This window comes from Brachyspira murdochii DSM 12563 (assembly GCF_000092845.1).
In the GTDB taxonomy this organism is placed as follows: domain Bacteria; phylum Spirochaetota; class Brachyspiria; order Brachyspirales; family Brachyspiraceae; genus Brachyspira; species Brachyspira murdochii.
Genome location: NC_014150.1, coordinates 2,613,690 through 2,632,078, shown reverse-complemented (window position 1 = coordinate 2,632,078; position 18,389 = coordinate 2,613,690). Strand labels below are relative to the sequence as shown.

Genomic DNA, 18,389 nt, shown 5'->3' with positions numbered 1-18,389 from the left:
AGGAAAAATCATGGACACTAATAAAATAAACATTAAAACTATTAAATCATTTGTATTAAACAATGCTATATTTGCAGCATTACTTATAATAATTATAGGTATTATCATTAAAGACCCTAGTTTCTTCAAATTGAGTAATTTCTTAAATATATTTGCTCAGGCTTCTACTCGTATGATAATAGCTGTAGGAGTTGGTACTCTTCTTGTAACACAAGGTAATGACTTAGGAGCAGGAAGAGCTGTAGGACTTGCTGCAGTTGTAAGTGCTTCACTTTTACAATCTCCTTCTAACCCTACTAGAATGTATCCGGATTTACCTATGCTTCCGGTTATACTTCCTATACTTTTAGTTATGCTTATACTTATGGTATTTGGATTTTTAAATGGTTTTATCATTTCTAAACTTTATGTAACTCCATTTATTGCTACTTTAGGTATGCAGCTTATACTTTATGGTGTAACTAGTACTTATTTTGACAGACCTCCTTATGGTGCTCAGCCTATCGGAGGACTTGATCCTAGATTTAGTAATCTTGCTCAAGGCGGTATAAAATTAGGAAGTTATACTATATCATACCTAATCATATTTGCAGTCATTATAACCGCTATTATGTGGGTTGTTTGGAATAAAACTAAATTAGGTAAAAACATATTTGCTGTGGGAGGAAACCCTGAAGCTGCTGCTGTAAGCGGTGTTAATATTCCTCTTACTCTTATGATAGTTTATACTATGTCTGGTGCTTTATATGGTATAGCTGGTTCCTTAGAGGTTGCCCGTGTGGGTTCTGCTACTAACAATTTGGGTAATGGTTATGAACTTGATGCTATTGCGGCATGCGTTGTTGGAGGAGTTTCTTTCTCTGGAGGTATCGGATCTATTTTAGGTATAGTTTCCGGAGTTTTGATATTCCAAGTTATTAACTATGGTATGACATTCGTTGGTATTTCTCCATATCTTCAGTACATAATTAAAGGTGCTATCATCATCGCTGCTGTTGCTGTTGATACACAAAAATATTTGAAAAAAGTATGATGGATTTTATTATGGAATATGATAATAATAATGATCCTTTTAGGAGAGAATTTAATAAAAGAGAAACTAGAAAACGTACTTTAAAATCATGGATATTCTTAGGCTTTATTGTCATGATATTTTTGGCAGCTGAGTTTATAAGATATATTATGGGGTTAATATATAACTAAAAATAAAAAAGGGGCTTAATATAAAAATTAAGTCCCTTTTTTATTATAATGACTATTATATTATTGTGCTTATATACAATATGATTTTTCAGTAAATTTATAAAAAACTCTATTATATATTTAGTCAAACCAGTAATATTTTTTAAGATTATCTATATTTTCTATTGCAGTTTCATAATCTTTTAATGCCTCTTTGTATAAACCCAAGCCCTCTGTTATAATAAGCATCAGCATAATCCGCTTTTAATTCTATAGCCTTAGTATATTCTTTTATAGCTTCTTCATAAAGTCCAAGTTAATATTTAACAAGACCTTTATTATATAGGCATAAGGAAAATCAGACTTCAATTCTATAGCTTTATCATAATATTGAATAGCCTATGAATATTCTTTATTTATACTTTTACAACGCCCTTTATCATTATAATCAAAATATTTGCTTTTTTCTCTAAATCATCAATATCAACTTCTATATCATATATATTCGTAAAAATACTTATAATATCAGAATTATCTATTTGATTAGCTTTTAGTATTTTATTTAATTCTTCATTAAAAATTTTTACTCTGCTGTTAAAATCATCAAAATCAGAATAATTTTCTGTGTCAATACTATCTAAAAAATTATTAAATTCATCTTATATTTTTTTGCTTTATTTTTTAATGTTTTAGGCTTATCAAAATCTTTTAATTTTCTTTTACATTCTTTGTATATGTCTTAAGAAAAAATAATTATTCATTGCCGCTATATTCAAATCCTATAATTAATCAACGATTAATATTAAATTCAAAATATATACTAAAAATTTTTAACTTTGTCAACTATTCGCCTATACCCATTGGGTACGCTTCACGGAGGCTTTCCTCACGGTATTGCAAATCATTATGGATAGCCAACTATATGCGACCAAAGGAAGTACTGTAAGTATGCGGCTGATTATTCATTATTGCAAAAATGTATACTTTTATATTATATTTAAAACATATTTTACTACTATGTGTTAATATTTTATATTATTTATAAGTTATAATTAATCATAAATTGACAAAATATAGTTGTTTGGTTATATTACAACTTCATTTCAAGCCATATTCTTCTTTAAGATATTTTATATTTTCTTTAGCATATTCATTATTAGGATCTAATTTTAAAGCCTTCTTATAATCTTTTAAAGCCTCTTCATAAAGACCTAAATTTTCCTTAGTAAGGCCTCTGTTATTATAAGCATCTGCATAATCAGGTTTTAATTTTATAGCCTTATCAAAATCTTCTATAGCTTCTTCATAAAGTCCTAAATTATCTTTAGCATTACCTCTATTATTATATGCAAGAGCATAATTAGGATTTAATTTTATAGCTTTATCATAATCTTTAATAGCTTCTTCATAAAGCTCTAAATTATATTTTGAATTACCTCTGTTGTTGTAAATAACCGCATCATTATCTGATATTTTTATAGCTTTGTTAAAATCTTTTATTGCTTCTTTAAAAAGTCCAAGTTCATTTTCTAATACTCCTTTGTTATTATAAGCATCAAACAAATTAGGATCTATTGATAAAGCTTTGTCAAAATCTTTTATAGCTTCTTCTAAAAGTACTAAATCGCTTTTAAGAAGTCCTCTGTTATAATAAGCGTCTGCATAATCCGCTCTTAACTCTATAGCCTTATCATATTCTTCTATAGCTTCTTTTAAAAGTCCAAGTTTAGTTTTGGCAATAGCTTTGTTATAATAAGCATCTGACATATTAGGGTTTAACTTTATAGCCTCATCATAATATTTTATAGCTTCTGCATATTCTCCATTAGCACTTTTATAAATACCTTTAGAATTATAATCATGATAATCAGTAAGATTGTTTAAACGATCAATATCAACTTCTTTCTTATTGTCAACTATATTTGTAAAACTGCCTATAAGATATGTTTTATCTGAAATTATTTTATTTAATTCTTCATTAAAAGTTTTTGCTCGGTCGTTAAAATCATCGAAATCAGAATAGTTTTCTGCATCAATATTATTTAAAAAATCATTAAATTCATATACACATTTATTTAATTCCTTTTGAAAATTGTCTAATTTGTTTTTAGATTCTTTTACATGTTGCATAAATAGAAAATTAGTCATTGTTGCCATTTTTAACTCCTATAACTCTTTATTATTAATATACAAGTTACAATTTTATATATGATACAATTATATCATAGTATATACTGAAAATTTTTAAGTTTGTTAATTTTTTATTGTTATTTTTCCAAAATTAAAACAAAAAATAAAACAGCTGCTAATATTGTAATTTATAAAGTAATATTATTATCCTTACAAAAATCAGCTGCTAAATCTATATTGGTAAATTCATCTTTTATAATATCTTTAAATACCATAAGATTAAATTCATCTTCTAAAGCTAAGTTATAAGATTTCTCTAAATCATTTAATGCTGACTTTTCTAAATCCGTATAATTTTTAGATGAAGTAATTTTTGATATAATTTTATTAAAAAACGATTTCTTATCATTTGTTTTATTTTCTAAATTAGTTTCCTTTGATAAAAGAAATTTCTCTTTAGCTCTTAAAATATATAAAAACCAATCATTATCATTTAACTCAATGGCTTTATCATAATTTTCAATACTTTCTCTATATTTATTTAAATAATCATAACAAGAAGCTTTTTCACTGTAATAGTCTGGATTATTTGGATTATATTCTATGGCTTTATCAAAATCCTTTATAGCCTCATCATAATTCTTTAAATATTTTTTAGAACATCCTCTATAATAATAAGCATTATAATGTTTGGAATTCACATTTATAATAATATCAAAATCTCTTATAGCCTCCTCATACTTTGACACTCTGTATTTAGTATAGCCTCTTTCATAATAAACATCAAAATTACCTGGATACATTCTTATAACTTTATCATATATTTCCAAAGCTTCTTTGTATTTATCCATATTAGATAAACAAAAAGCAATATTATAATAGGCATTAACTTTATTAGGATTTATTTCTAATACTTTATTATAATACTCTATAGCTTTATCATATATAGCCTCTCTTGAATATATAAGCCCAATATTAGTATAAATATCTGCTTCATTATATCCCAATTCCAAAGCATGATTAAAATCTTCCAAAGCCTTATCATAATCTTCTAAACTCATTTCAGCAAGAGCAATATTATAATAAGATAAGCTATAATTAGGATTTATTTCTAATGCTCTTTTATAATAGTTAATTGCTTCTTGATAATTTCCAAAATTATGCTCAATAAGTCCCAAATTAATATAAGCAGCTGAATATTGAGTATTTATCTCCAATGCCTTATTATAGTATTCAATAGCTTTTTCATAATCATGCATTTCATAATATGATAAACCAATATTATAATATGCCATGTCCATAGAAGTATTTAACTCTAAGGCCTTATTGAAGTTTTTAATAGCTTCTTCATAATTTCTTTTATAATGATAAACCAAACCAATAGTATTATATATTTCAGCATTATTATTATCTATACACAAAGCCTTATTCAAATAATATAAAGCTTCTTCATATAATTCTAATTCAATTTTTATCAAAGCAATTTCATTATAAATAGCAACATCAGTATCATCTATTTCAAGTATTTTTTCTAAACAAGATAAAGCTCCGTCATAATCACCTAAAGCCCTTTTAATTAAAAATATTTTAAAATAAGTATCTGCATTATTAGGAGAAATTTGAAGTGCTTTTTCTAAATAAGATAAAGCCTCATCATTTAAATTTAATTTATGCAAAGCAAAAGCAATATCATAATATGCATCAATAAAGTTAGGATTTATTTCTAATGCTTTTTTTAAATATTCTAAAGATTCCTCCATATATCCTGCATCAATTTTTATGTTTCCTATTCTGTCATAAATATAAAGGTCATCAGGATACATTTCCATAATTTTATCTAAATATTCATTAGCTTCCCGCTCTAAACCTAAACCTAATTTTATAGAATAAATTTTTAAATATGTTTCAATATTATTAGTATCTATTTCTAAAGCTTTATTTAAATAAGACAAAGCCTCATCATCTAAACCCATAGAATGTTTTAACAAAGCAATGTTATGATAGGCGATAATGAGATTAGGATTTGTTTCTATAGCTTTATTATAATATTTTAAAGCTTCATCAAATTCATTTAGATTGTATTTACATAAACCAATAGTGTTATATGCAAAACTTGCTGCAGAACTTTTATCTAATTCTACAACTTTATTAAAATCTTCTATTGCTTCTTTATAAAAAGCCATATAAAATTTGGCCAATCCTCTTTCATAATAGGAATTATAATCCCCAAGCTCAATAGCTCTGTCAAAATCTTTTATAGCTCCTTCATATAAACGCAAATTTAATTTTGCTAATCCTCTATTATGATAAAGATCATAAGAATCACCATTATAAAATATAACTTTATCAATATATTCAATAGCTTTTTCATAATCCTTATTTTCAAATGATTCCTTAGCTTTATTTAATAATTCTTCAATACTATTATTACTATTATTCATAATACAATTTCCTATAAAACTAATTTTTTATATAATTTTATTTAAGTCCATATTCTTTTTTAAGACTTTTCATATTTTCAATTGCATATTCATTATTTGGCTCTAATTCTAAAGCCTTTTTATAATCTTTCAATGCTTCTTTATATAGTCCCGCATTTTTCTTAACCCAGCCTCTATCATTATATAAATAAGCCATATTTGGTTTTAATTCTATAGCTTTATCATAATCTTTTATAGCTTCTTTATACTCTCCCAATTCATCTTTAGCACTTCCTCTGTTGCTGTAAGCATATACATAATTAGGGCTTAACTCTATAGCCTTACTATAATCTTTTATAGCTTCTTTATACAAACCTAAACTACTTTTAGTAAGTCCTCTATTATTATAAGTATTGCTGTCATTAGGATTTAACTCTATAGATTTATCATAATCCTTTATAGCTTCTTTATATAATTCTAAATCATTTTTAGAAAGTCCTCTGTTATTGTATGCTTCACTGTAAGTTGGTCTTAATTCTATAGCCTTATCATAATATTTAATGGATTCTTTTAAAAGTCCCAAATCATATTTAGCACTTCCTATATTATAATAGGCTTCTGGATTATCAGCACATAAATCTATAGATTCTTCATAATCTTTTATTGCTTCTTTATACATTCCTAAACCGCTTTTAGCAAGCCCTCTATTATTATATGCTTCACTGTAATTAGGATTCAAATATATAGCTTTATCATAATCTTTTATAGCTTCATTATATAAACCTAGCTCTCTTTTTGCATTTGCTCTGTTATAATAAGCGTCCGTATAATTAGAATCCAATTTTATAATTTTATCATAATCTTTTATAGCTTCTTCATATAATTCTAAATCATATTTAGCATTTCCTCTATTAATATAAACATTTATATCTTTAGGTTTCCATTTTATAGCATTATCATAATCTTTTATGGCTTCTTTAAATAAACCTAACTCTTTTTTGGAATTTGCCCTGTTATAATAACAATCTGCATAATTAGGATTAATCTTTATAGCTTTGTCATAATCTTTGATAGCCTCTTTATAAAGTCCCAAATCATGTTTAGAATTGCCCCTATTACCATAGGCATAATAGTTATTAGGATCTAACTCTAAAATCTTATTAAAATCTTTTATAGCCTCATCAAAAAGGTGTAAATAATTTTTTGAAACACCTCTATTATTATATGCATCTATATTTTTATGGTCTAACTCTATAACTTTAGAGTAATCTTCAATAGCTTCTTTGTGTAAATTAGCATTATTTTTAGCAAGCCCTCTATTATAATAAGCATCTTTATAATTTTTACTTAATTCTATAGCTTTATCGTAATCTTTTATGGCTTTTTTAAAAAATCCTAAATTATTTCTAGCAAGTCCCCTATTATAATAAGCCAAAGCATAATTAGGGATCAAGTCTATAGCTTTATTATAATACTCTATAGCTTTCTCATATGATCCTGTATTGTTATCAACAACTCCATTAGTATTATAATCAAAATATTCATCTAAAATATGCAAATCATTGACATCTATTTTATCATTTTCATCATTAAACATAGTATTATCATAATGAAAATACTCAATAAATCTGTTATAAGTATAAATTTCATCGGGATCTTTTATATAAAATGTTTCAAGTATTGTGTTTAATTCATCATTAAAAGTTTCAGCCTTGCTGTTAAAAGTATCAAAATCAGAATAATTTAATGCATCAATACCATTTAAAAAATTATTAGCATCAGCTAGAATTTTTTCTGCTTCTTTTTTAAAATCATCTTTTAAATCTTGAACTTCACTTTTCTCAAAGCCTTTTAATGATATTTTGCATTTTTCTATATGTTTATTAAAAAGATAATTAGATATTCTTGTCATTCATAATTCCTGTTTTTTATTTATTAATTTTCTACAATCTAATAGCATTATATTATAAAAATAATTTAATACTATAAAAAAATTGTTATTAATAAATTTGCTTGTTTTATTTTTTATATTTAGTATTATTACTATGAATTATTATCAATTTAATTATTATTATCGGAGGAAATGTTATGACATATAAAGAAATTATAGAAACAGCAAAAGACTGTATGGGGTTCTGTAAAGCATGCATCATATGTAATGGTAAAGTATGTAAAAACAGTATGCCCGGACCCGGTGCTAAAGGAATAGGAGATGTAGCTATTAGAAATTATGACAAATGGAGAGAAATAAGGCTCAACATGGATACAATATGTTCTAATGAAGATATTGATACTTCTTTTGAACTGTTCGGCAAAAAATTCAAATACCCTATATTTGCTGGTCCTGTAGGTGCTGTTCAGCTTCACTATGGCGATAAATACACAGAAGAAGAATATAATGATATATTGGTAAAATCATGTCATGAGGCTGGCATTGCTGCTTTCACAGGAGACGGAACTAATCCTAATGTAATGATTGCTGCTACTACTATGATAAAAAAACAAAACGGCATAGGAATACCTACTGTTAAGCCTTGGAATATGGATGTTATAAAAGAAAAAATGAAATTAGTAGCTGATTCAAATGCTTTTGCTGTTGCTATGGACGTTGATGCTGCAGGACTTCCTTTCTTAAAAAATCTTACACCAAAGGCTGGAAGCAAAACAGTTGATGAATTAAGACAAATAAAAGAGATTGCTCAAAGACCATTTATAATAAAAGGAATAATGACTGTAAAAGGAGCTAAAAAAGCATTGGAGGCTGGAGCTGATGCTATAATAGTATCCAATCATGGAGGACGCGTACTTGATCAATGTCCTTCTACTGCTGAAGTATTGCCTGAAATTGCTGATGCGGTTAAAGGAAAAATAAAAATATTGGTAGACGGCGGAATTAGAAGCGGTGCCGACATATTAAAAGCTCTTGCTATAGGGGCTGACGGAGTTGTTATTGCTAGAACTTTTGTAATAGCAGCATACGGCGGAGGTGAAGAAGGAGTTAAATCTTATGCTGCACAATTAGGTGCCGAACTTGAAGATGCCATGACTATGTGCGGTGTTCACAGCTTAAAAGAAATAACTAGAGAAATTGTAAGATTTTAATTTATTTAATTTTTGTTAATTTTATTTTTAAAACTCAATATATAATAGTAATTAAAAACTATCATTATATTGAGTTTATTTTTTGAATTGATGGTTTTCAAGCATTTTTATGATATTAGAATTTCCAGCATATAAAGCATAATCTAATGCCGTAAAACAAGATATATCTTTTATAGACGTATCAGCATTATGATTTAATAATATATTTACTATTTCTTCATATCCTTTTTGAGAGGCTCTTATTAAAGCAGTACGTCCGTCATAACTTTTAACATTTATATCAGCATTATGTTCTATTAAAATATTAACTATTTCAGTGTATCCGCTTACAGCAGCTTCTATCAAAGCAGTACGGTCATTATCGCATTTTATATTGACATCGGCATTATAATTTAATAACATATTAACTATTTCAGTATGTCCTTTTGATGAAGCAAGCATTAAAGCAGTGCGTCCATCATAATTTTGAAGATTTACATCGGCATTATGCTGTAATAATATATTAACTATTTTTGTATAACCTTTTGATGAGGCTTCCATTAAAGCAGTATAACCGTATTCATCATCTTTCATATTAATATCTGTATTGCATTTCAATAATATATTTACTATTTTTTCATGTCCTTTTTCCGAAGAAATAATTAAAGCATATGATACTATATCTTTATAAGAAAAACTATTGCATGATATAAATAATAATGTTAATAACATTAATAGTATATTTTTCATAATAGGCACTCTTTTTTATAAAAAACATTATACTAACAAATTAAATAATATTACGATAAATAAAATTAACTGTTTTTAGTTCTATTAAATTAGAAATAATTAAAGCTATTATATATTGGTAAAGGAAAATGAACAATGGAAATTATAAACATTTTTGATAAAACTATAATAGAGTTTGCCCATAATCTTCATGTCAATTATAAAATATTTGACTTTTTCTTTTCTTTGGTAACTAATCTAGGAGAAGGACTTAGTTTAATAATTTTATCTGCTGTATTAATTGTCATAAAAAATACTAGGATTTGCGGTATCAATATGGCTATTAGTTTATTTATTGCTGTATTGATAGGTGCTGTGATACTAAAACCTTTAATAGCAAGAGAGCGTCCGTTTACAGACCCTATTTATTATGAGTATTGGGTAGAAGCGGGAAAACATTTAGAAACCTCTTTTTCATGTCCTTCATCTCATACAACAGCTTCATTTGCTGCTCTTTTTCCTATATTTTTATATTTTAATAAAAAATATAGTTTCATTGCTTTATTAATAGCTTTAATTATAGGTTTTTCAAGAGTTTATTTGATGGTTCATTATCCAAGCGATGTTGTATTTGGAGCTTTTATTGGAATAGCTGTTTCTTCTGCCATCTATATTATTTTAAATAAAACTAATATGAAATTAATAAAAAAATTTATATAACATAGTTAAACAACTATAATTTATCTTTATCAAAAAACGTATTTTTTAAATTTAGATATTTACAGCAAGTTTTTATATCTTATGGTATTAATTAGTATGCATTAGTAATAAATTTAGTGAAATAAGCGAATTTTACAAAGTATTCACTCAAATGAAAGAACTATATTTAGATAGTAGTATTTTTTATAAAATAAATTAAAAAATATAATAATACATTTAATAAAAAATAAAAATTGACAAACTTGAAATTTTTAACAGAAATTAATTTTGTAAAATCTAAATAAAAATATATTTTTTAAAAATCTTCAAAGCACTCTCTTTATTATAAGAATCACCTCCTCTCCAATGCATCAATTTCTCTGATAATTCTGTATCTCTGTATTCTCTCTCTTCTTTAGCTTCTAAAATATCCAAATATGATAATATTTCAAGAAGTATTATTCTTTGCTCTTTTGATGAAGGAAATATATCTTTTAATGTTTTTTGCATTTTATTTACAGAATCATTTTTATTATTATATGAATCAATTTGTTTTAATACATTATTAAAAATTTCTATATCTTCTCTTAAAGGATTTAAATTGCCTTCATCAAAGTTAATTTTACTAAACTCTAATAAATCAAAATAAATATATGATAGATTTGAGAGTCTTACTCCACCCCATTTAAACTTTTCAAAGTTATACACATTTCTATATTTCAAATAAAAATTATCGCCCAAAATATAATATTTAAAGCATTCATCACAGTATGAGTTTTCAGCTATAAAATGATGCTCAATTATTTTTTCAGCTAAATAATAGCTTGATATAAAACTTCTCAAATGCAATGCTCTAGTTGATAAACTGCATAAAAATGCTTTAACTGTATTATTAAAATCTATTTCTTTTAAAAGAGCTGGTATATTTTTTATAATGTCATCATGTTTAATAATTTTATCAGAAAAATCAAACATCAATCCTTTTTCTTTAGCATATAAAAAATCATCATCATTTATTTTTTGTTCTCTATCATCAATCCAACCATCTTTCCAGAAATAATTAAATAATATTTTTTTAGCTTTCTTATCAGCTTCTATAATTTTTTGTTTATGCATTTTTACAGTTCCTTTATTTTTAATAAAAACTTGAGAAAATTATACATTATGATATGTTAAAAAACAAAGCTTTATATATAAAAAATGGAGCTATTAAAAATAATAGCCCCATCAAATATATTTTCTTATTTTATTCCCATTCTATTGTAGCAGGCGGTTTTGAAGATATATCATAAACAACACGGTTAATACCTTTTACTTCATTTATTATTCTGTTTGATATTATACCTAATACATTATAATCGATTTTAGCCCAATCTGCAGTCATAGCATCAACACTCTCAACTGCTCTTACAGCACAAACCTGTTCATAAGTTCTGCCGTCTCCCATAACGCCAACACTTTTTACCGGAAGAAGTACAGCAAATGACTGCCATAATTTTCTGTAAAGTCCTGCATGTTTTATTTCAGCTACAACTATATCATCAGCCTCCTGAAGTATTTTTACTCTCTCTTCTGTGATATCTCCAAGTATTCTAACGGCAAGACCAGGTCCGGGAAAAGGCTGTCTGTATACAATATCTTCTGGTAATTTTAATTCAAGCCCAATTTCTCTAACCTCATCTTTGAATAATTCTCTGAAAGGCTCTAAAAGTTCAAATTTCATATCTTTCGGAAGTCCGCCTACATTATGATGGCTTTTTATAACAGCAGAACTTCCCCTTAATGATACACTCTCTATTACATCTGGATAAAGAGTACCCTGTGCTAAAAATCCTACATTCTCTATCTTTTTAGCTTCATCATTAAATACACTTACAAATTCATGACCTATTATTTTTCTTTTTTGCTCTGGGTCTGTAACACCTGCCAATTTGTCTAAAAACCTCTTTGAAGCATCAACATATATCAAATCAATATTAAAATTATCTCTGAATACTTCTACTACTTTTTTATCTTCATCTTTTCTTAAAAGTCCATTATTTACAAATATGCATTTAAGTTGTTTTCCTATAGCTTTTTCTATTAATACAGCAGCCACTGAAGAATCAACTCCTCCAGAAAGCCCAAGTATTACGTTTTTATCCCCTACTCTCTCTTTTATTCTATTAACCTCATATTCTATAAAGGAACCCATATTCCAATTTTTCTCGCATTTACAAATATTAAAAAGGAAATTCTCTATAATTTTTATACCATTTTCAGTGTGAACAACCTCAGGGTGAAACTGTATAGCATAAATATTTTTTTGTTTATTTTCTATAGCAGCAAGTTCCGTATTAGGGGTTTTTGCTATAAGCTCAAAACCTTCTGGTATAGATTTAATACTGTCTCCATGGCTCATCCATACTATATTTTTTTTATCAAATGATTTGAATATGCTCTCATGATTAGTTATTTCTATTTCTGCTTTTCCATATTCTCTTTTTGAAGCACTTTCAACTTTTCCGCCCATAGAATATACTATTATCTGCATACCATAACATATACCAAGTATAGGAATACCTAATTCAAATAATGCTTTATCTACTTTAGGAGCATCTTCTTCATACACGCTTGAAGGACCTCCTGAAAGTATTATTGCTTTAGGATTGAATTCTTTTATAAAATCTATTGAAACATGAAAAGGGTGTATCTCTGAATAAACATTTAATTCCCTTATTCTTCTTGTAATAAGCTGAGTAAATTGTGAGCCGAAATCTAGTATTAAAACCTTATCTATATTGTTTTGCATATATTTCCTCTTTAATTATGAAATGCGATTAATAATTAATTGAATAATATTATATCAAAATAATAAAATTTCAATTAATAGTTATCATAATATAAAATATACATTAAAATTTTTAGCTACGCACGATAAGATGATTTTTTGTATAATAAAAATTGTTTTCATTAATAAGGCTTATTTTGTATATACTGAAACAATTTTATTTTGTCAATTGATGCACATTATATAGAATTATCAACTTTTTTGCCGCACAAAAAAGTTTAAAAAAACGCAATTGACAGAACTTTATATTTTAAAGATATGTATTAAATGTATGGTAATACCTAAAATTTAGGCTAAAAATGCAGTCTTTTTGGTTCTTTGTGCCAACAAAAGAACTGGGGTGCGGGGCAAAGCCCTGCTATATTTTAAATTAAAAAAATTTATTTTTTGACAAATTATAGTCGTTTAGGTATATGCTAAAAATTTTTAAGTTTGTCAATTTTTAATTGTTCTTTTTCCCGCCGCACGCCACAGGCGGACAGCATCACAAAAGAAGTGGGGTTGCCGAAGGCACGCAGAGCGGGCACGACTGTGAATCCCCGCAAATATTTTAAATTTAAAAAATTAATTTTTGACAAATTATAATTGTTTAGGTAAAAAGGTCAATCGTGCGTTAATTAGTACATTAATTTAAATAATACTATTGTGTCGTGTATAATTATTAAAGCGATAAAAATAAATAAAATTAAGTATTAAATATAAATGACTGGAAGTAAAGATAAAATATATTTAATAACTGGAGATAGTTTTTTCCCCAGTTATTAAATGATATTAGCAATTACAAGAAACAGCCTTCTAATTTTGTACACCCTAGAAGATGTTTTTCTATTGAAGCGGCTATTGATACAAATGATTCTTTTACTCCTATATTAATATTCTTTTTTAAATTTTTGCCGTATGCCAATATAGGGATATACTCTCTTGTATGATCGCTTCCTTTGTATGTAGGATCGCATCCATGGTCTGCTGTGATAATAAATAAATCCTCATCATTTAAATTATTAGTCATTTCTGGTATATATTTATCAAACTCTTCCAAAGCATTTTTATATCCTTTAGGATCTCTTCTATGCCCATAAAGCATATCAAAATCAACCAAATTTGTAAATATTAATCCTTCATCAATTTCTTTAATAGCTTTTATAGTTTTTTCTATACCATCAAGATTGTTTTTATTTGTAAGTCTGTTTTCAGTAATGCCTACCCCTGCAAATATATCGCTTGTTTTTCCTATTCCTACAACTGGAAGATTATGACTTTTTAATCTGTCAAGCATAGTTTCTCCGCTTGGAGGCACTGAATAATCATGTCTTCTTTCTGTTCTTTTATAACTGCCTTTAGTTCCTATATAAGGGCGTGCTATTACTCTAGCTACAGGTGAATATTCATTACATATTTCGAGAGCTTTTTTGCATATGCTGTAAAGTTCATCTATAGGTATTATATCTTCATGAGCTGCAATTTGAAGTACAGAATCAGCAGAAGTATATACTATCAAAGCACCGTCTTTTAACTGCTCATCTGCATAATCGTCTATTACTTCAGTTCCAGAATAAGGTTTATTACATACTATTCTTCTTTTAGAAAACTCTTCTATTTTTTTTAGAGTAATTTCTGGAAAACCATTAGGATATGTATTAAAAGGTTTTTCTGAAACAAGCCCTGCTATTTCCCAATGTCCAGTAGTAGTATCTTTTGCCTTAGAAGTTTCCATAGCCTTTCCATAATATCCTAAAGCATTATTATTTTTGGCAACGCCCTTTATATCTATAATATTTCCAATACCCATTTTTTCCATATTAGGTATACTTATTCCTCCTTCAGCCTCAGCTAAATGAGCAAGTGTATTAACTCCTTCATCACCAAATAGAGCTGCATCAGGCAATGCCCCTACTCCGCAGCTATCTACCACTATTAAAACAGCTTTCTTTTTCATATACAAAATCCTATATTTATTAAATTTATATCGTATTTAAATATAACCATTTTCAAAGAATAAAATAAAAAAGGACAGCATTATAAGCTGCCCTAAATTACAAGCATTATTTTTTTAATTATTTCTTATTAGCTTTTTTCTCTTTAAGTTCTGGTATAGCATCAGCCAATTCTTGATCTATAACAACAACTACATCATTATGAAGTTTTAAGAATGTAACAGGACATTTAGTAGTAATTTTATCATTAGTTAAAAGCTCTTTCATAGCAGCAGCTTTCCCTTTACCAATAGCAGCTATAACTATTTTTTTGGCTTTTAATATTCCGCCCATACCCATACTGAATGCCTCTCTAGGAACATCTTTTTCTGAGGCAAAGAATCTTGAATTAGCTTTAATAGTTTTTTCATTAAGTTTAACACACAAAGCATTTGCATGCAAAACTTCATCAGGCTCATTAAATGCTATATGACCATTAGGACCTACTCCTAATAATTGTATATCTCTAGGTAGTTTTTCTATTTTTTTATTGAAATCATCTAGTATTTTCTCTTTTTCACCTATACCTCTTGGAACAAAGGTATTTTTCTTATCTATATTTACATGGTCGAATAAATTTTTATTCATAAAATATCTGTAGCTTTGTTCATTTTTTGGGTCTAATCCTTTATACTCATCTAAGTTTACAGATTTCACATTTTTAAAATCTATTTCTTTTTTCTCATAGGCTTTTATCAAATGAGGATACACAGCCTCAGCAGTACCTCCTGTAGCAAGACCTAAAACTGCATCTTTTTTTACTTTTAACAAATTAATAATTTCTAAAGCTGTTTTTTTTCCTACTCCTTTAGCATCTTTTGCAATAATTAATTTTAAACCCATAATAATATACTCCTTTAAAATTGGATTATCATATTTTTCATAAAATAGCCTGCTAAAAAAATTATAACACATATGTCATTTATTATCAAACAATACAAATTTTTTATTAATTTTTTCTCTTGATTTTGATATAAATAAATATACAATTCTTGATAATAAAAATTGATTAAGGAAATTCTATGAATAGTATAAAAATAAAAGGAGCTATATTTGATTTTGACGGTACTTTAGTTGATAGTGAGAGTTTATATACAAAAGCACTAATTCATACTGCATCTGAAATGAATGTACTTAAAGATTTTGATTTTAAATCATTGGCTGGATATCAAACTAATGATATATATAATTTTCTAAAAAATAACGGATACTATGTACCTGATAATTTTTTTAAAGAAGCCGAAATATATTTTCACAAAATAATAGAGACAGATTTGGAAACATTCGATGGTGTTATTGAAACATTGGAAAGATTAAAAAGTATTGATATTGTTATAGCTTCAAACAGTAATATAAATTATGTAAAAAAAATGGCTGAAAAAAAATCTATAGCAAAATATATAAAAGATTATTCCTGTCATAATGAAAAACTAAGAGCAAAACCTGAAGCAGATTTATTTCTCAATGCTTTTGAACTTTTAAAAAACTATAATAATAATATAAAAAAAGAAAATGTAATAATATTTGAAGACAGTATTGCAGGAATAATAGGAGCTAAAAAAAGCGGTATAAAAACAGCAGCAATCACAAATACTTACAGCAAAGAAGAGTTATTAAAAAACGGAGCTGATATTGCAGTAGATAGAATAGATAAGGTACTAGAATATATAGAAATTATATAAAAACAATTTAATAAAAAATAAAGGGAGGATTAAAAAATCACTCCCTTTTATTTACAATATATAAAAACTATATCATATAAAAATTACATCTCAGATATATATTTATACATTGGGAATTTTTTACATAAAGCAGAAACTTTTTTGCCTACAGCATTTATCACTTTTTCATCATCACTATTACTTAATACCTCATCAATATACTGAGTTAATTCCATAACATCTTTTTCTTTTAAACCTCTTGTAGTTATGGCAGGAGTACCAAGTCTTATACCGCTTGTAACCATTGGAGATTCTGTATCATAAGGTATGCCGTTTTTATTTGTAGTGATATGTGCTCTATCTAAAACTGTTTCAGCAACTTGTCCAGTTATACCTTTGGATTTTTTTACATCAACTAATATTAAGTGAGTATCAGTTCCTCCGGAAACTAATTCATATCCTTTTGATAAAAACATATTAGACATAGCTTCAGCATTTTTTAAAACTTGCTCCTGATATTTAACAAATTTAGGATCTAATGCCTCTTTAAAACATACAGCTTTAGCAGCTATAACATGCATCAAAGGTCCGCCTTGTATACCCGGAAATATTGTTTTATCTACTTTTTTAGCTAAATCTTCTTCAGTAGAAATAATATATCCTCCTCTAGGTCCTCTCAAAGTTTTATGAGTAGTACCAGTAACAAAATGTGCATGTTTAACAGGATTTGGGTGAAGTCCGGCAGCTACTAATCCGGAAATATGTGCCATGTCTACCATTAACATAGCCCCAACCTCATCAGCTATCTCCCTGAATTTTTTGAAATCAATTACTCTAGGATAAGCACTTCCGCCTGCTACTATTAATTTAGGCTTAACTCTTTTAGCTATATCTCTTACTTCATCATAGTCAATCTGCATAGTATCTTTTCTAACACTGTAATGTTCAAAATTATATATCTTACCAGAAAAGTTTACATTTTTTCCATGAGTTAAATGTCCGCCTGCATCAAGAGATAAACCCAAGCATGTATCGCCCGGCTGAAGTATAGCCATATAAACACCCATATTAGCCTGTGAACCAGAATGAGGCTGCACATTTATAAATGGTGCTTTAAATAGTTTTTTTGCTCTTTCTCTAGCTAAGTTTTCAACAATATCAACTTCACTGCATCCGCCGTAATACCTTTTTGACGGGTAGCCTTCAGCATATTTATTTGTGAATATTGAGCCCTGAGCTTCCATAACAGCACGTGAAACTATATTCTCACTAGCTATTAACTCAAAACCATTAACTTCCCTTTTATACTCATTTTTCATTGCAGCAAATATCTCTCTATCAGCTGTTTTTAATGGAACTTCTGATACATAATATTTCGGAGCAGGTATTTTTTTCTCTGCTGTTTTTACTGCTTTTTTACTCGCTGCAGTTTTTTTAGCTGCTGCAGTTTTTTTACTAGATTTTGACGAAGCTTTTTCTGCCGGCTTCTTTTTAGATACAGCCATGTTTCCTCCAATGAATTTTTATTTACAGTAATGATATACTAATATAATTTTTTTTTCAATTATTATATACATAATATATATATTTTTTTAGTATTTTCATTAAATTAATAAAAACTATAATTAATATTGATTTTTTTAAATTTATTGTTAGAATATACTAACTTTTATTAAATATAATC

The 18,389-nt window shown here is 27.1% G+C and carries 15 protein-coding genes; 5 read left to right on the top strand and 10 right to left on the bottom strand.

Annotated features, from left to right (window positions below; translation table 11 throughout):
- Window positions 1-10: 10 nt before the first annotated feature.
- Complete coding sequence (gene mglC / locus BMUR_RS11640) at window positions 11-1,033, top strand: galactose/methyl galactoside ABC transporter permease MglC (protein WP_013114736.1); 1,023 nt, start codon at window positions 11-13, stop codon at window positions 1,031-1,033.
- A gap of 11 nt (window positions 1,034-1,044) precedes the next feature.
- Entirely contained in the window at window positions 1,045-1,203 is a 159-nt protein-coding gene (locus BMUR_RS14810) for a hypothetical protein (RefSeq protein ID WP_013114735.1), read from the top strand.
- A 172-nt stretch (window positions 1,204-1,375) separates the two neighbouring features.
- Here BMUR_RS14810 and BMUR_RS15255 read toward each other — a convergent pair whose 3' ends face one another.
- From BMUR_RS15255 to BMUR_RS11625, 4 genes are all read right to left on the bottom strand, one after another.
- Entirely contained in the window at window positions 1,376-1,477 is a 102-nt protein-coding gene (locus BMUR_RS15255) for a tetratricopeptide repeat protein (protein ID WP_083771125.1), read from the bottom strand.
- Window positions 1,478-2,280: 803 nt separating this feature from the next.
- Window positions 2,281-3,339 carry a tetratricopeptide repeat protein gene (locus BMUR_RS11635; protein ID WP_013114734.1) on the bottom strand — a complete coding sequence of 353 codons (1,059 nt, stop codon included), beginning with the start codon at window positions 3,337-3,339 and terminating at the stop codon, window positions 2,281-2,283.
- A gap of 161 nt (window positions 3,340-3,500) precedes the next feature.
- Window positions 3,501-5,753 carry a tetratricopeptide repeat protein gene (locus BMUR_RS11630; RefSeq protein ID WP_013114733.1) on the bottom strand — a complete coding sequence of 751 codons (2,253 nt, stop codon included), beginning with the start codon at window positions 5,751-5,753 and terminating at the stop codon, window positions 3,501-3,503.
- Between the two features lie 37 nt (window positions 5,754-5,790).
- Complete coding sequence (locus BMUR_RS11625; RefSeq protein ID WP_013114732.1) at window positions 5,791-7,644, bottom strand: tetratricopeptide repeat protein; 1,854 nt, start codon at window positions 7,642-7,644, stop codon at window positions 5,791-5,793.
- 176 nt (window positions 7,645-7,820) lie between these two features.
- Between BMUR_RS11625 and BMUR_RS11620 the strand changes: the two genes are divergently transcribed.
- On the top strand, window positions 7,821-8,834 hold the full coding sequence (locus BMUR_RS11620) for an alpha-hydroxy-acid oxidizing protein (RefSeq protein WP_013114731.1): 1,014 nt from the start codon (window positions 7,821-7,823) through the stop codon (window positions 8,832-8,834).
- Window positions 8,835-8,909: 75 nt separating this feature from the next.
- On the opposite strand, the gene BMUR_RS11615 is transcribed toward BMUR_RS11620, so the two are convergent.
- Window positions 8,910-9,563, bottom strand: coding sequence for an ankyrin repeat domain-containing protein (locus BMUR_RS11615; RefSeq protein WP_013114730.1), 654 nt, complete (start codon window positions 9,561-9,563; stop codon window positions 8,910-8,912).
- A 135-nt stretch (window positions 9,564-9,698) separates the two neighbouring features.
- On the opposite strand from BMUR_RS11615, the gene BMUR_RS11610 reads away from it, so the two are divergent.
- A complete protein-coding gene (locus BMUR_RS11610) occupies window positions 9,699-10,262 on the top strand; it encodes a phosphatase PAP2 family protein (protein WP_013114729.1) in 564 nt (187 codons plus the stop codon).
- Between the two features lie 276 nt (window positions 10,263-10,538).
- On the opposite strand, the gene BMUR_RS11605 is transcribed toward BMUR_RS11610, so the two are convergent.
- The 4 genes from BMUR_RS11605 to BMUR_RS11590 all read right to left on the bottom strand — a co-directional run bounded on the left by BMUR_RS11605 (window position 10,539) and on the right by BMUR_RS11590 (window position 15,887).
- The gene (locus BMUR_RS11605; RefSeq protein WP_013114728.1) at window positions 10,539-11,357 is read right to left on the bottom strand and encodes a hypothetical protein; all 819 of its coding nucleotides are present in this window, start codon (window positions 11,355-11,357) and stop codon (window positions 10,539-10,541) included.
- 130 nt (window positions 11,358-11,487) lie between these two features.
- Complete coding sequence (gene guaA, locus BMUR_RS11600; protein ID WP_013114727.1) at window positions 11,488-13,032, bottom strand: glutamine-hydrolyzing GMP synthase; 1,545 nt, start codon at window positions 13,030-13,032, stop codon at window positions 11,488-11,490.
- A gap of 817 nt (window positions 13,033-13,849) precedes the next feature.
- Window positions 13,850-15,007: a phosphopentomutase gene (locus BMUR_RS11595; protein WP_013114726.1), complete on the bottom strand. Its 1,158-nt coding sequence runs from the start codon at window positions 15,005-15,007 to the stop codon at window positions 13,850-13,852.
- 118 nt (window positions 15,008-15,125) lie between these two features.
- Window positions 15,126-15,887, bottom strand: a complete 762-nt coding sequence (locus BMUR_RS11590; protein WP_013114725.1) for a glucosamine-6-phosphate deaminase — start codon at window positions 15,885-15,887, stop codon at window positions 15,126-15,128.
- Between the two features lie 179 nt (window positions 15,888-16,066).
- Between BMUR_RS11590 and BMUR_RS11585 the strand changes: the two genes are divergently transcribed.
- Complete coding sequence (locus BMUR_RS11585; RefSeq protein ID WP_013114724.1) at window positions 16,067-16,726, top strand: HAD family hydrolase; 660 nt, start codon at window positions 16,067-16,069, stop codon at window positions 16,724-16,726.
- Between the two features lie 83 nt (window positions 16,727-16,809).
- On the opposite strand, the gene glyA is transcribed toward BMUR_RS11585, so the two are convergent.
- On the bottom strand, window positions 16,810-18,210 hold the full coding sequence (gene glyA / locus BMUR_RS11580) for a serine hydroxymethyltransferase (protein ID WP_013114723.1): 1,401 nt from the start codon (window positions 18,208-18,210) through the stop codon (window positions 16,810-16,812).
- Window positions 18,211-18,389 lie beyond the last annotated feature (179 nt).